Here is a 13,427-nt window from a genome sequence, read left to right as displayed (position 1 = left end):
GGCGCCCGGGCGCCAATCGACCAAGGATCCGGTCGGCGCACCCTCGATCGCCGCCCCATCCATCAAAGAGACCCAGATCATCGCGATCTACGGCAAGGGTGGCATCGGTAAGAGCTTCACGCTCGCCAACCTCTCCTACATGATGGCGCAGCAGGGCAAGAAGGTCCTGTTGATCGGCTGCGACCCCAAGAGCGACACCACCACCCTGCTGTTCGGCGGGCGTGCCTGTCCCACCATCCTGGGGACCTCGGGCGAGAAGAAGCGCGCCGGGGACAAGGTCAGCATCGGCGACGTCTGCTTCAAACGCGACGGTGTCTTCGCGATGGAGCTCGGCGGTCCGGACGTGGGCCGGGGCTGCGGCGGTCGCGGCATCATCCACGGCTTCGAGCTGCTCGAAGGCATGGGTTTCCATGAGTGGGACTTCGACTATGTCCTGCTCGACTTCCTCGGCGATGTGGTCTGCGGCGGCTTCGGCCTGCCGATCGCGCGTGACCTCTGTCAGAAGGTGATCGTGGTCGGATCGAACGACCTGCAATCGCTGTATGTCGCCAACAATGTCTGCTCGGCGGTGGAATATTTCCGTGGACTGGGCGGCAATGTCGGTGTCGCGGGCATGGTGATCAACAAGGACGACGGTACCGGCGAGGCACAGGCCTTTGCCGAGGCCGTCGAGATCCCGATCCTGGCCACCATTCCGGCGCACGACGAGATCCGGCGCAAGAGTGCCAATTACGAGATCATCGGCCGGCCGGGCGATCGCTGGGGACCGCTGTTCGAAGAGCTGGCGACCAATGTCGCGCTGGCCCCGCCGATCCATCCCAAGCCGCTCGATCAAGACGGGCTCCTGGGACTCTTCACGGGTGACGTGGTCGGCCGGCATGTGGTGCTCGAGCCCGCGCGGCCCGAGGATATGTGCAGTGCCGAGACCTTCAAGAAACCCTCGCTCGAGGTGATCTACGACGATGTCTGAGCCATCCGAGCGCGAAGGGGCGACGTTGAATCGCTCGACCGACGCGGGGGAGGGCGGCGGCTGTCACGGCGGCGCCGAGACCTTGCACGCCGCAGCGGCAGCAGCGGGAAACCGCGAGTTGCTGGAGCGCTACGCGGCGGACTATCCGAAGGGCCCGCACGATCAACCCCAGACCATGTGTCCGGCGTTTGGCGCCTTGCGGGTCGGGTTGCGGATGCGGCGCACGGCCATGGTGCTCGCCGGCTCGGGCTGCTGTGTCTACGGTCTGACCTTCACCTCGCATTTCTACGGCGCGCGTCGCTCGGTCGGCTATGTTCCCTTCGACTCGGAGACCCTGGTCTCGGGCGCGCTCTTCGAAGACGTGCGCGAGGCGGTGCTCAAGCTCGCCGATCCGGATCATTACGACACCATCGTGGTGATCAATCTCTGCGTGCCGACCGCGTCGGGCGTGCCGCTGCGTCTCTTGCCAAAAGAGCTCAACGGCGTCCGCATCCTCGGGATCGACGTCCCCGGATTCGGGGTGCCGACCCATGCCGAGGCGAAGGACGTGCTCGCCGGCGCGATGCTGCAGTATGCGCGCACCGAGGCAGAGCAAGGCCCGGTGCAGGCACCGCGCGGCGGTCGCAGCGAGCGGCCAACCGTGACGCTGCTCGGTGAGATGTTCCCGGCCGATCCGGTCGGCATCGGGATGATGCTCGAGCCGATGGGACTGGCCCCCGGCCCGGTCGTGCCGACCCGCGAATGGCGCGAGCTGTACGGTGCGCTCGATTGTCGGGTTGCCGCAGCGATTCATCCTCAATACACCGCGAGTGCGCGCGAGTTCGCCCTGGCGGGTCGCCCCGTCGTCGGCTCCGCGCCGGTCGGGTGCGAGGGTACCGCGAGCTGGCTCGACGCGATCGGAGCGGCCTGCGGGATCGCGCAGGACAAGGTCGATCTGGCCAAAAACAAGATCCTGCCGGCCATTGCCGGCGCCCTGTCGGGCAGTCCGATCAAGGGCAGGGTGACGGTCTCCGGTTACGAGGGCTCCGAGTTGCTGGTCGCGCGTCTGCTGATCGAGTCCGGCGCGGACGTGCCCTATGTCGGTACGGCCTGCGGGCGAACCCCCTGGTCCGAAACGGATCTCGCCTGGCTGGAGTCGCGTGGTGTGCCGGTACAGTTCCGTGCGTCTCTGGAGCAGGATCTCGCGGCCGTCAAGGCGCTGGAGCCGGATCTGGCGATCGGGACCACGCCGGTGGTGCAGGCGGCGAAGGAGATGAGTATCCCCGCGCTCTATTTCACGAATCTCATCTCGGCGCGTCCGCTGATGGGCCCCGCGGGTGCCGGCTCTCTGGCGCAGGTCATCAATACTGCGCTGGCCAATCGGCATCGTTTCACGGCCATGCGCGTCTTCTTCGAGGGCGTCGGCGCGGGCGAGACCTGCGGGATCTGGGATCAGCCGCCCGTGTCGGTCACCGCACCCGCCCTATCCCCAGTCGTCAAGCCACTTTAAGTCCGGTATCGAGGACGTTTTACCCATGTTGATCAACGACCTCGACCGCGCCGGCGGTTACTGGGGCTCCGTCTACGTCTTTGCGGCCATCAAGGGCCTGCAGGTCATCATCGACGGGCCGGTCGGTTGCGAGAACCTTCCGGTGACTGCCGTGCTGCACTATACGGATGGACTGCCGCCGCACGAGCTTCCGGTCGTGGTGACCGGCCTGGGCGAGGAAGAGCTGGGCCAGAAGGGGACCGAGGAGGCGATGCGTCGCGCCTATGCCACCCTGGATCCGAAGCGTCCCGCCGTGGTGGTCACCGGCTCGATCGCCGAGATGATCGGCGGCGGCGTCACGCCCGAAGGGACCAATATCCATCGCTTCCTGCCACGCACCATCGACGAGGATCAGTGGCAGAGTGCGAATCGCGCCATGTACTGGCTTTGGAGTCAATACGGACTGAAGAAAGGCGGGATGCCCAAGGCCAAGCCGCGCAAGCCGGGAGAGCCCCCGCGCGTCAACATCATCGGACCCATGTACGGGACCTTCAACACCCCGTCGGATCTAGCCGAGATCAGACGGTTGGTGGAAGGCATCGGGGCGACGGTCAACCAGGTCTTCCCGCTCGGGAGCCATCTGGATCGGGTGCCGGAGCTGGTGAATGCAGAGGTCAACATCTGCATGTACCGCGAGTTCGGTCGCAGTCTCTGCGAGGCGCTCGAGCGGCCCTTTCTCCAAGCCCCGATCGGTCTGCACAGCACGACCAAGTTCCTGCTCACCCTCGGAGAGCTGCTTGAGCTGGATCCCGAGCCCTTCATCGAGCAGGAGAAGCACACGACCATCAAGCCGATCTGGGATCTCTGGCGGTCGGTGACGCAGGATTTCTTCGGCACGGCCAGCTTCGGAGTGGTCGCCACCGACACCTATGCTCGAGGTCTCCGCCACTTCCTGGAGGACGAGCTGGGTTTGCCTTGTCATTTCACCTTCTCGCGCAAGGCCGGCGTGAAGCCGGACAACGATGCCGTGCGCGACGCAGTGCACACGAAGACGCCTCTGATCGTCTTCGGGAGTTACAACGAGCGCATGTATCTGTCCGAGATCGGCGCCCGCGCGACCTATATCCCGGCATCGTTTCCGGGCACCGTGATCCGTCGGCACACGGGGACACCCTTCATGGGTTACTCGGGTGCGACCTACATCGTCCAAGAGGTGTGCAACGCACTCTTCGACGCCCTCTTCAACATCATTCCGCTCGGAACCGATCTCGACAAGGTCGATGCCACGCCTGCTCGACTCCATCGCGAGCTGCCCTGGGACGAGGATGCCCTCGTGGCATTCGATCGCATCGTCGATGCCCAGCCCGTGCTGGTGCGCATCTCGGCAGCCAAACGCTTGCGCGATGCCGCCGAGCGCGCATCCCGCAATGCAGGGGATGAACGGGTGAGTCTCGCTCGCGTGGTCGACGCTCAGCGCTCGGTGTAGTCCCGGAGTCTTCTGTTCGGCCCACGCCATCCCTGCCGCACCCAATCGGACGGGCGATCGTCGCGAGGCTTATTCCCGTCTCAACCCGCCGGCTCGGCCGGCGGGTCCTCGTTGGCTACTCGTGAGACGATTGTGGTACCGACCTGCCGGTGCCGTCGGCTCGACGGCCTCGTCACGACTCCCTCCGCAGCCCTTGTCCCGGCCTCTTTCCCGTGATCAACCTCGGCCTGGGGGCAAGTTTCCCCCTTTCGTTGTCCGTGCGCAGGTGTGCTGCAAAACAGGTGTAAATGTAGATTGACATCTACGTCAGTCAAGCTAGACTGACACCTAACCCGGATGTTTCATAAACCGACACAGCCGACACTGGCCTCGCGGATTTGCGCGGCGCTGGGCGTCACCGAGGGCGATGACCGGGACGCCGCGGGGGTTGAATGGTGGAAATACCGAGCGGCAACGGGCTTGATCAACGGGGCACGAGTAGTTTTGTCGCCGCGCAGGCGTACGATGCCCTGCCCGAGGTGGGCATAGTCGTCGTGCGCGTGCTGAAATCCCCGTGCGGGGATGTATGTGCGTCTAGGCGGGCGCCGCCCGGGCTGCGCGTTGAAGAGCCTCTCGGTGACCTGCTGCAACAGCGTCTTGACCGGACAGCTCGAGGGCAGGTGCAGGCGCACGCGGTCTTTGTACTGCACCACGCGCACGGCGAGCTTGAACAGTTTGATGATCACGGTGGCAGGCTGGGCGTTGGCCAGTTCCGTGCCGACGAGGACCTCGGTGCGCAGCGTTTGGTGCAAGACGTAAGCGGCGCAGGAGAAGAACAAGCGCATCTGATTGGCCAAGAAGGTGCTGTCGGAAGTGCGATCGCTGGCCAGATCGTTCTTGATCATTTTGATGAAGTTCTCGTCCTGGCCGCGCGCGCAGTACAGATCGCGGTAGACGCACTCGGGACTGGGCAAGTCCAAGGAGGTGACGACGAAGCGGAGGTTGTCGCCGCGCGCCGTCACCTCGGCTTTGAGGATGGTCCGACACGCGCCGGGCCAGGAACCGGCACGGTAGTCAACCTCGTGGTAGGTGCGGGTCCGCTCGGGTACGTCGGCGTCGGCGCGCCGGGCGTTCTCGATGCGCAGCGCATGGAGCTTGCGGGCGTCGGCCAAGAACGGCTCGGCCCGTGGCGTGAGAGCCCGGTTACCCGCCAGGCCGAAGATGAAATCCGTCAACGGATCGGCCATCGCCAAGGCCATCAACTCGGGGTTGGAGAAGTGTCCGTCGCCGCGCAGGATGATGCGTGTGCGTGGCCACGCGGCCCGCAGCCGCTTGAGCACGCGCTTGAGGATCATCGCGTTCTCGGCGCCGGTGGGGCGCTTGCCGGGACGCAGCACCGCGGTGATGAACTTCCCCGAGAGGCCCTCGAAGAGAAACAGCGGCAAGTAGCAATGGTTGCCGTAGTGATGATTGTAGAACGCGAACTCCTGCTGGCCATGGGTGGCGTCTTCGGAGTGGTCCATATCGAGCACGATCACCTGCGGCGCCTTCGGGTAGCTGGCGATGAAGGCCTCGACGAAGGCCTGCGCCATGCGGTAGAGGTCGCGCGCGCCGACCCCATTCTCCAAACGCGAGAAGGTCGGCCCGCTGGCCAGGTCCGTCGTCGCATCCAGCGGCTTGCGCTCCAGCCCCAGCTTGAACAGCGCATCACGGCGCAGCGCATTGGCGTCGTTGCCGTCTTCGTAAGCACAGGCGATCTGGTAGACCCGTTGCGCGATCAGCTCACGCATCGGATGGGTGGTGTAGGACGGATGGCGCCAATCATCGATCGCTGCGCTCAACCGCTCGGTCAGGCCGATCTGCCGATCAACCCCGCGCAGAATCATGGGGCCAAAGTCAGACGACATGGCGCCGCCGTCGAAGTCGCCGCGGACCGTGAAACCGGCGACCGGGGGAAAACGCAGCTGTTCCGGGGTAGACTCGGGCATGGGCGACCTCGTTTAGCTTCTTCCGAAGCGTTCTTGGCGGAACAGCCATTTTATCAATGGGTTGAACGAGAGTCGCCCTTTTTTATGAAATATTCGGGCTAAATCCAGTCACCCTGCAAGGCTTTCGTACCGGACCCGTGAGACCCGACCTGAACAATCTACGATTCGACGCTCCGGACTTACTGCCGTCGGCGTCGCTAGACATACCCTCGGAGGTCGAGGTCCACGGGCGAGGTCTTTCGCCGAGCACTGGCCGGTGTTGTCTGTCGAGCGAAGTGACTGCTCCGCTCGACATGAATTGCCCGTCCCTCTCGTCGGGACGATTGAGTCGAGAAGTTGCTCGGGCGTTTCGATCAGCTTCTCCGTCGCGGTCCATTGGTCCGCGACGAAACCCCCGCCGCACGGGGTCGGTGCGGCGTCACTTAGGTTCATCTCCTACTGGAGGATCGATCAATGGCTGAAAACACCAGCATGTCCGGCATGACCGAAGAAGAAGCGAAAGAGTTCCATGGCATTTTCGTGCAGAGCATGACCACGTTCTTTGGGATCGTCATCGTTGCTCACATCCTTGCTTGGCTGTGGCGCCCCTGGCTGTAGCGGAAACCTATTCGTTACTGGCGCCAAAGGGTGCTGGTCACGCGGACATCTAACCCGCCCCTATTCGTGGAGAAAAGCATATGTTCTCGACTGAAAGCTTGTGGAAAATTTGGCTGATCATGGATCCGCGCCGCATCCTGATCGCGCTGTTTGCATTCCTGATTGTCCTTGGTCTGGCGATCCATATGATTCTGCTGAGCACTGCAGATTTCAACTGGCTCGAAGATGGCGTCCCGGCGAAGTCCGCGGTCAGCCAGATGCAAGTGACGCCGGTTGTGCCGCAAAGGCAATAGCGTCCTTTTCGGGGGTGGCAGGGGAGGCGTGGCTCATTAGCCAGACCCCACCTACCGCCGACAGTGCTAAGAGGAGGCAGCCGGATCGGATGCCTCCCCAGCAGAGGATTTTACGATGGCCATGCTCAGTTTTGAGAAAAAATACCGCGTCCGTGGCGGGACGCTGATAGGGGGCGACCTATTCGACTTCTGGGTGGGGCCGTTTTACGTCGGCTTCTTCGGGGTCGCTACGCTCTTTTTCGCCATATTAGGTACGCTCTTGATCGTCTGGGGTGCCACCCTGGGCCCGAGTCCCGAGCTTCAGACATTCAATATCTGGCAGATCAACATCGCTCCACCGGATCTGAGCTATGGGCTTGGAATGGCCCCGCTTGATCAAGGCGGTCTCTGGCAGTTCATTACCGTTTGCGCGATTGGGGCCTTTGTCTCTTGGGCACTTCGCGAGGTCGAAATCGCTCGCAAGCTCGGGATCGGTTTCCATGTTCCTTTTGCATTTGCGTTCGCCATTGGCGCCTACGTCACCTTGGTTGTGATTCGTCCCATCCTGATGGGTGCGTGGGGTCACGGTTTCCCCTACGGGATTCTGAGCCATTTGGATTGGGTATCGAATGTCGGGTACCAGTACCTGCACTTCCACTACAACCCGGCCCACATGTTGGCGATCACCTTCTTCTTCACCACCACCTTGGCGTTGGCGATGCACGGTTCGCTCATCCTGTCGGTGACGAATCCCAAGAAAGGTGAGCCCGTCAAGACCGGTGAGCACGAGAACACCTTCTTTCGCGATCTGATCGGTTACTCCATCGGCGCACTCGGCATCCATCGCTTGGGTCTGTTCCTGGCCCTCGCCGCGGTGTTTTTCAGCGCTGTTTGTATCGTGATCAGCGGACCCTTCTGGACGCGCGGCTGGCCGGAATGGTGGAACTGGTGGCTTGAGCTTCCGCTCTGGTAGGGTCTAGGAGACAACAATGGCTGAATATCAGAACATTTTTACAAGCGTGCAGGTGCGCTCTCCGGCTTACCCCGGAACGCCGATGCCGAAAGGCAACCTGCCGCGTATCGGCAAGCCGATCTTCTCCTACTGGGCAGGCAAGCTCGGTGACGCTCAGATTGGTCCCATCTACCTCGGATTCACCGGTGTTGCATCCTTGCTCTTCGGCTTCATCGCCATCGAGATCATCGGCTTCAACATGGCGGCTTCCGTAAATTGGAGCCCAATCGAGTTTCTGAAGAACTTCTTCTGGTTGGCGCTTGAGCCGCCGCCACCATCCTACGGCCTCAGTATCCCTCCTTTGGGTGATGGTGGCTGGTGGTTGATCGCAGGATTCTTTCTGACCACGTCCATCATCCTTTGGTGGATTCGGACCTACAAGCGGGCTGCGGATCTTGGTTTGAGTCAGTGGCTATCGTGGGCATTTGCGGCGGCGATCTTCTTCTATCTGAGCCTGGGTTTCATTCGCCCGGTTCTGATGGGTAGTTGGGCGGAGGCAGTGCCTTTCGGTATCTTCCCTCACCTTGACTGGACGGCGGCCTTCTCGATTCGGTACGGGAACCTCTATTACAACCCGTTCCACATGCTCTCGATTGCGTTCCTGTATGGCTCCGCCCTGCTGTTTGCGATGCATGGCGCGACGATCCTCTCCGTCAGCCGGTTTGGCGGCGATCGAGAGATCGACCAGATCACGGATCGCGGCACCGCAGCGGAGCGTGCAGCTCTCTTCTGGCGCTGGACGATGGGCTTCAATGCCACGATGGAATCGATTCATCGCTGGGCTTGGTGGTTTGCGGTCTTGACGGTCATCACCGCCGGTATCGGGATTCTCCTGACCGGAACCGTGGTCGACAACTGGTATCTTTGGGCCGTAAAGCATGGTGTTGCTCCCGTCTATCCGCTTGAAGGTGCTGTGGATCCGACGATGTTGCAGGGGGTTTCGCAATGAAGATGGCTCATTACACGTCGATCCCGCTCGCGGCTGTTGTCGCTTCGGTTTTTGTCGCCGGCTGTGAAGCACCGCCACCCGAGACCGTCCAGTTGGGTTACCGCGGTCTTGCGATGGAGCATGTCAAAAACCCCGGCGACCTGGCTCGAAGCTTTAAAGCGAACCAGCCTCCGGAGCCGATTCCGGCGGCAGCACCGGGCGGGCCGAAGGTCTCCGAGGTCTATGAGAACGTTCAGGTCCTGAGTGATCTCACCGTTGCGGATTTCACCCGTCTGATGGTGGCCGTCACGACCTGGGTCGCTCCGGAGCAGGGTTGCAACTATTGCCACGTGCCCGGCAACTGGGCGTCGGACGACATCTATACGAAGGTCGTATCTCGCAAGATGTTCCAGATGACGCAGCAAGCGAATTCCGCATGGAAGGATCATGTCGCGAACACTGGTGTGACCTGCTATACCTGCCATCGGGGCAAGCCGGTACCTGAGTATGTCTGGACGACCGATCCCGGTCCGGATCTGCCCTCAGGCGTGTCTCCCACGGGCCAGAACATTGCTTCGTCGACGGTTGCCTATGCGTCTTTGCCGTTCGATCCCTTTACGCCGTTCTTGGATCAGGCGAACGAGATCCGCGTGATCGGCGACTCGGCTCTGCCGAGCGGCAACCTGGCTTCGACCAAGCAAGCGGAGTGGACCTATGGCTTGATGATGCAGATCTCCGATTCGCTCGGCGTCAACTGCACCTTCTGCCACAACAGCCGGTCCTTCTTCGCCTGGGATCAAAGCACGCCGCAGCGGACGACCGCTTGGTATGCGATCCGGCATGTGCGCGAGATCAACCAGGAATATATCTGGCCGTTGAACGAGGTGTTGCCCGAGACGCGGAAAGGACCGCTGGGCGATCCCTACCGTGTGAGCTGCGCGACCTGCCATCAGGGCGCTTATAAGCCGCTTTACGGTGCTCAGATGCTCAAGGACTACCCCGCACTCGCAGGTCCGACCCTGATTGCGGCGCCCGAGGAAGCGGCTCCGGTCGAGCCCGCGGCGGTACCAACGCCTGCGGCCCAGCCGAAGCAGTTGTAAGCAAGTCGGCCGGCTTGGCTGGTCGGCACAAGGCAGGGAGGCCAAAAGCAGCGCCGGATTTCGGTCCGGCGCACATCGGGTGAGATGGTTCAGCAGGCCGTGCCCGTAAGCGCTGCCCTAGGTTGCCGCAAGGCAGATCGGGTCAAGCGGAACAGATCGGTGATGGCGCCCCTGGCTCTGATCGGGCAGCGGGGCACGATTGAAGGCCCAACGGGCGTTTGCTGATGCAGCAGCACCCATCTAATAGTCACTGGAGTACACAGATGCATAAAATTTGGCAGATCTTCGATCCGCGCAGAACACTCGTAGGCTTGTTCGGGTTCCTGCTCGTCCTGGCTTTGTTGATCCACTTTATCCTGCTCAGCAGTCCGGGCTTCAACTGGCTCGGGGGCGTTTAGTCCGGTGTTCGCATCGGGAGCATCCGCGCGCTCCGTCAGGACGCGTGGATGGTCCGGTCCACTGTGGTCCCCGCCGCGGGGAAGTTCGCGGTAACGGCCAACTGGCCAAAACATGACAAGTGAGGGTAATTCCATGGCTGAAGTGAAAAGCATGTCCGGTCTGACCGAAGAAGAGGCGAAAGAATTCCACGGTATCTTCGTGCAGAGCATGACCGGGTTCTTCGGCGTCGTCATTGTCGCTCACATCCTTGCATGGCTCTGGCGCCCCTGGCTGTAGTCGAGCGCTTTAGACTCGCAATGGAGTCCGACGGGAGGAGCGCAGCGATCTGCACCGTCCCGCATTACGTCCTTAGGAGATAAACACATGCACAAAATTTGGCAGATCTTCGATCCGCGCAGAACGCTGGTCGCTTTGTTCGGTTTCCTGTTGGTGCTCGGGCTGTTGATCCACTTTATCCTGCTCAGCACGGCCGACTTCAACTGGCTGTCCGACGGCACGCCTGCTGCCGGCAAGGCTGCCGCTGTGACGCCTGCGGCTCAGATGGCTCCCCTGCCCGCCGGCCGTTAGATCAGGCCGCAGTTTGCGATCTCGGGCGGGCGGTGGGCAACGCCGACCCCGCCCGAGATCGCGACGCTCGAAGGTCTCCGCCCGAAGCCCTGCCGATGTTCCTCCTCTGCGAATCGATTGTCCTGAGCACGGCCGCACCGATCGAGATCATCGATATCACGGCACTCGTTCAGACACGCTTCAAAGAAAGCGGAATTGTCCAAGGTCAAGTCACCTTATTCTCGCCCCACACGACCGCCTTCGTGTGCTTGAATGAAAAAGAGCAGATGTTGCAGCGTGACATGCTCGATTTCCTTCACCGTCTCGTTCCCGCCGATACGGATTTCCGGCATAACCGCAATCCGATCGACGGTCGCCTGAACGCGCATTCCCACCTGCTCGGTCTTCTGATGACTGCATCGCAGACCATCCCGGTTGCAGACGGGTGTTTGCTTCTCGGCGGCTGGCAATCGGTCTTTTTCATCGAATTGGATGGTCCGCGCGATGAGCGCCGGCTTCTGATGCAGATCAGCGGAGAGCAATAGCGGATGACGGCAGCCGATCTCGAAGGGTTTTTTGCGGATGCGGATAATCTGGATCCCGACGCCTATCTGCGTCTCGACTATTACCTGGAGTGCCGGGGAGACCCGCGCGTTGCGGTTGCACACTTCTGCTCGGAGCAGTCGACCGCCCAGTGGCACCGCGTCGGCTCGGGCGAGGACCTACGCGGCGAGTTCGGTGCGAAAGTCGTCCATCTCTCCGTTGATGCGACGCTCCCGGAATTCAGCTACGGTTTGACGGCACCGGGCGACGGCGAGATTCACGCTTGTCGCGTTCGCATCGCCCATCCACATCGCAATTTCGGTCCCCGAATCCCGAATCTTCTCAGTGCGGTCTGCGGCGAAGGCACCTTCTTCTCGCCCGGCGCCCCGGTCGTGAAGCTGCTCGACATTCATTTTCCCGATGTCTATCTGAGCCAGTTCGACGGCCCTCGCTACGGTGTCGAGGGTTTTCGCGACCTGCTCGGGGTCTACGATCGTCCGATCTTCTTCGGGGTCATCAAGCCGAATATTGGACTTGCGCCGGAGGATATGGCGGAGCTTGGCCTCCACGGGTGGTTGGGTGGGCTCGACGTGGCCAAGGACGACGAGATGCTTTGCGATACCGATTGGTGTAGCCTTGAGCGCCGCTCCGCGCTCTTGGGATCGGCGCGTCGTGCGGCGGAAGCGGAAACGGGCACCGCGAAGGTCTACCTGGCCAACGTCACCGACGAGGTCGATCGATTGACCGACCTGCACGATGTGGCGGTCGCGAACGGAGCAAACGCCCTGCTCGTCAATGCCTTGACTGTCGGATTGAGCGCCGTTCGAATGCTGGCTCGGCAGACCCGCGTCCCCTTAGTGGCGCACTTCCCGATGATCGCCGCCCTGAGTCGCTTGGAGCGGTTCGGCATCGGTTCGGTGGTGATGACCAAGTTGCAGCGACTCGCCGGATTCGACGTCATCATCATGCCGGGGTTCGGCGGTCGAATGTTCATGTCGGATACCGAGGTTCGTCGCAACGCCGCCGCGTGCCTGGAGCCGATGGGCCATCTACGCCCGAGTCTGCCGGTGCCTGGCGGGAGCGATTGGGCCGGGACGCTCAAGCGGGTCCATGATCAGCTCGGAACGCGTGATTTCGGTTTCGTGCCCGGGCGCGGGGTCTTCGGGCACCCAATGGGTCCACGTGGCGGCGCCGCAAGCATCCGTCAGGCGTGGGAGGCCATTGCTGCCGGGATCCCGATCGAGGATTACGCGATTCAACACGCGGAGCTGAGCGCCGCGATCGACGCCTTCGGTTGTCGTGCCTGAGCCGCACTGCATCGGCATCGCGCCGAGACGTTTCGCTGGAGGTCATGTTTGAGTGCTCGAATCGTACCCCCGATTGCGGCCGACGCCTTGGAACGCGCATCGCAGCGCGACGCCAGCGAGCAGGTCATCCTGGTCGATGACCGGGACCAGATCCTCGGCCCCGCCGGGAAGATCGACGCGCATCGCGACGGTCAATTGCACCGCGCCTTCTCGATCCTGGTCTTCGACGCCGACGACCGACTCTTGCTGCAGCGGCGCGCCGATGTGAAATATCATTTCGCGACACGTTGGTCCAACACCTGCTGCGGCCATCCCAGGCCGGACGAGCCGACGACCCGGGCCGCCGGGCGACGCCTGAAGGAAGAATTCGGAATCCGGGTTCCGCTCACGGAACGCTCCCAGCTCGTCTACCGTGCGGAGGATCAGGCCTCCGGTTTGATCGAGCACGAGTATCTTCACGTTTTCTTCGGCGTTTACGCCGGGGATCCTCGCCCCGATCCCTCCGAGATCGGTGCCTGGCGGTGGATGTCCGTCCCGGCCATCCACCGCGCTCTCGCGCGCCGGCCCGAGTGGTTTACGCCCTGGTTCGGACTGCTGATGAATCGCCTGTTCCCGCGATGAGCCCGCGATGAAATAGGCCCGCCGGGTGCGTGCGCGAAGTACGAAACCTGCACGCAAAGCGACCAAGGTCGAGGCCGCACTGGTGATCGGACGAGCATGTCCCAACTGTCTCTGGACGAAATGCGGCGATTCTCCTAGAGCAGTGCGGCAGATGTGTCGAGGTCGTCCATTGCCGTAGTCGTAATCGACCATCGATCCGACGACGATTTCG

14 protein-coding genes and 1 pseudogene are annotated in these 13,427 nt (G+C 62.3%); 14 read left to right on the top strand and 1 reads right to left on the bottom strand.

Annotation, left to right across the window (positions count from 1 at the left end; translation table 11 throughout):
• Positions 1 to 46: 46 nt before the first annotated feature.
• From LT988_RS08905 to bchZ, 3 genes are read left to right on the top strand one after another with little or no spacing between them, the layout of a single operon-like run.
• The gene (locus LT988_RS08905; RefSeq protein WP_232410544.1) at positions 47 to 970 is read left to right on the top strand and encodes a chlorophyllide a reductase iron protein subunit X; all 924 of its coding nucleotides are present in this window, start codon (positions 47 to 49) and stop codon (positions 968 to 970) included.
• Positions 963 to 2,459, top strand: a complete 1,497-nt coding sequence (gene bchY, locus LT988_RS08900; protein ID WP_232409811.1) for a chlorophyllide a reductase subunit Y — start codon at positions 963 to 965, stop codon at positions 2,457 to 2,459. Before LT988_RS08905 ends, bchY begins: the two co-directional genes overlap by 8 nt.
• 25 nt (positions 2,460 to 2,484) lie before the next feature.
• Positions 2,485 to 3,924 (top strand): chlorophyllide a reductase subunit Z, encoded by a 1,440-nt coding sequence (gene bchZ, locus LT988_RS08895; protein ID WP_232409810.1) that lies wholly within the window; start codon positions 2,485 to 2,487, stop codon positions 3,922 to 3,924.
• Between the two features lie 578 nt (positions 3,925 to 4,502).
• On the opposite strand, the pseudogene LT988_RS08890 reads toward bchZ, so the two are convergent.
• Positions 4,503 to 5,891 (bottom strand): annotated as a pseudogene (locus LT988_RS08890) (IS1380-like element ISTro1 family transposase); the annotation flags it as partial.
• Positions 5,892 to 6,344: 453 nt separating this feature from the next.
• Between LT988_RS08890 and pufB (LT988_RS08885) the strand changes: the two are divergent.
• The 11 genes from pufB (LT988_RS08885) to idi all read left to right on the top strand — a co-directional run bounded on the left by pufB (LT988_RS08885) (position 6,345) and on the right by idi (position 13,216).
• Complete coding sequence (pufB, locus tag LT988_RS08885; protein WP_093033233.1) at positions 6,345 to 6,488, top strand: light-harvesting antenna LH1, beta subunit; 144 nt, start codon at positions 6,345 to 6,347, stop codon at positions 6,486 to 6,488.
• Positions 6,489 to 6,568: 80 nt separating this feature from the next.
• Entirely contained in the window at positions 6,569 to 6,781 is a 213-nt protein-coding gene (pufA, locus tag LT988_RS08880) for a light-harvesting antenna LH1, alpha subunit (protein ID WP_232409809.1), read from the top strand.
• A 115-nt stretch (positions 6,782 to 6,896) separates the two neighbouring features.
• A complete protein-coding gene (gene pufL, locus LT988_RS08875; RefSeq protein ID WP_232409808.1) occupies positions 6,897 to 7,733 on the top strand; it encodes a photosynthetic reaction center subunit L in 837 nt (278 codons plus the stop codon).
• 16 nt (positions 7,734 to 7,749) lie between these two features.
• Positions 7,750 to 8,721, top strand: a complete 972-nt coding sequence (gene pufM, locus LT988_RS08870) for a photosynthetic reaction center subunit M (protein ID WP_232409807.1) — start codon at positions 7,750 to 7,752, stop codon at positions 8,719 to 8,721.
• Positions 8,718 to 9,800, top strand: a complete 1,083-nt coding sequence (gene pufC / locus LT988_RS08865) for a photosynthetic reaction center cytochrome PufC (RefSeq protein WP_232409806.1) — start codon at positions 8,718 to 8,720, stop codon at positions 9,798 to 9,800. Before pufM ends, pufC begins: the two co-directional genes overlap by 4 nt.
• A 263-nt stretch (positions 9,801 to 10,063) precedes the next feature.
• Positions 10,064 to 10,198 (top strand): light-harvesting antenna LH1, alpha subunit, encoded by a 135-nt coding sequence (pufA, locus tag LT988_RS08860; RefSeq protein WP_232409805.1) that lies wholly within the window; start codon positions 10,064 to 10,066, stop codon positions 10,196 to 10,198.
• Positions 10,199 to 10,331: 133 nt separating this feature from the next.
• Positions 10,332 to 10,475, top strand: a complete 144-nt coding sequence (gene pufB, locus LT988_RS08855) for a light-harvesting antenna LH1, beta subunit (protein WP_232409804.1) — start codon at positions 10,332 to 10,334, stop codon at positions 10,473 to 10,475.
• An 87-nt stretch (positions 10,476 to 10,562) separates the two neighbouring features.
• A complete protein-coding gene (pufA, locus tag LT988_RS08850) occupies positions 10,563 to 10,766 on the top strand; it encodes a light-harvesting antenna LH1, alpha subunit (RefSeq protein WP_093189827.1) in 204 nt (67 codons plus the stop codon).
• A 95-nt stretch (positions 10,767 to 10,861) separates the two neighbouring features.
• Positions 10,862 to 11,290 carry a secondary thiamine-phosphate synthase enzyme YjbQ gene (locus LT988_RS08845; protein ID WP_232409803.1) on the top strand — a complete coding sequence of 143 codons (429 nt, stop codon included), beginning with the start codon at positions 10,862 to 10,864 and terminating at the stop codon, positions 11,288 to 11,290.
• A 3-nt stretch (positions 11,291 to 11,293) separates the two neighbouring features.
• Positions 11,294 to 12,595 carry a RuBisCO large subunit C-terminal-like domain-containing protein gene (locus tag LT988_RS08840; protein WP_232409802.1) on the top strand — a complete coding sequence of 434 codons (1,302 nt, stop codon included), beginning with the start codon at positions 11,294 to 11,296 and terminating at the stop codon, positions 12,593 to 12,595.
• Positions 12,596 to 12,643: 48 nt separating this feature from the next.
• Complete coding sequence (idi, locus tag LT988_RS08835; RefSeq protein ID WP_232409801.1) at positions 12,644 to 13,216, top strand: isopentenyl-diphosphate Delta-isomerase; 573 nt, start codon at positions 12,644 to 12,646, stop codon at positions 13,214 to 13,216.
• Positions 13,217 to 13,427 lie beyond the last annotated feature (211 nt).

Origin of the sequence: Thiocapsa bogorovii (assembly GCF_021228795.1) — a bacterium.
Lineage (GTDB): Bacteria > Pseudomonadota > Gammaproteobacteria > Chromatiales > Chromatiaceae > Thiocapsa > Thiocapsa bogorovii.
The sequence above is the reverse complement of the archived record's forward strand: the minus strand, read 5'-3'. Positions and strand labels throughout refer to the sequence as shown.

Excerpts from the sequence above, each read along its gene's own strand:
- bchY (WP_232409811.1), top strand. The coding sequence starts at position 963 with ATGTCTGAGCCATCCGAGCGCGAAGGGGCGACGTTGAATCGCTCGACC.
- bchZ (WP_232409810.1), top strand. The coding sequence starts at position 2,485 with ATGTTGATCAACGACCTCGACCGCGCCGGCGGTTACTGGGGCTCCGTC.
- pufB (WP_093033233.1), top strand. The coding sequence starts at position 6,345 with ATGGCTGAAAACACCAGCATGTCCGGCATGACCGAAGAAGAAGCGAAA.
- pufA (WP_232409809.1), top strand. The coding sequence starts at position 6,569 with ATGTTCTCGACTGAAAGCTTGTGGAAAATTTGGCTGATCATGGATCCG.
- pufL (WP_232409808.1), top strand. The coding sequence starts at position 6,897 with ATGGCCATGCTCAGTTTTGAGAAAAAATACCGCGTCCGTGGCGGGACG.
- pufM (WP_232409807.1), top strand. The coding sequence starts at position 7,750 with ATGGCTGAATATCAGAACATTTTTACAAGCGTGCAGGTGCGCTCTCCG.
- pufC (WP_232409806.1), top strand. The coding sequence starts at position 8,718 with ATGAAGATGGCTCATTACACGTCGATCCCGCTCGCGGCTGTTGTCGCT.
- pufA (WP_232409805.1), top strand. The coding sequence starts at position 10,064 with ATGCATAAAATTTGGCAGATCTTCGATCCGCGCAGAACACTCGTAGGC.
- pufB (WP_232409804.1), top strand. The coding sequence starts at position 10,332 with ATGGCTGAAGTGAAAAGCATGTCCGGTCTGACCGAAGAAGAGGCGAAA.
- pufA (WP_093189827.1), top strand. The coding sequence starts at position 10,563 with ATGCACAAAATTTGGCAGATCTTCGATCCGCGCAGAACGCTGGTCGCT.
- LT988_RS08845 (WP_232409803.1), top strand. The coding sequence starts at position 10,862 with ATGTTCCTCCTCTGCGAATCGATTGTCCTGAGCACGGCCGCACCGATC.
- LT988_RS08840 (WP_232409802.1), top strand. The coding sequence starts at position 11,294 with ATGACGGCAGCCGATCTCGAAGGGTTTTTTGCGGATGCGGATAATCTG.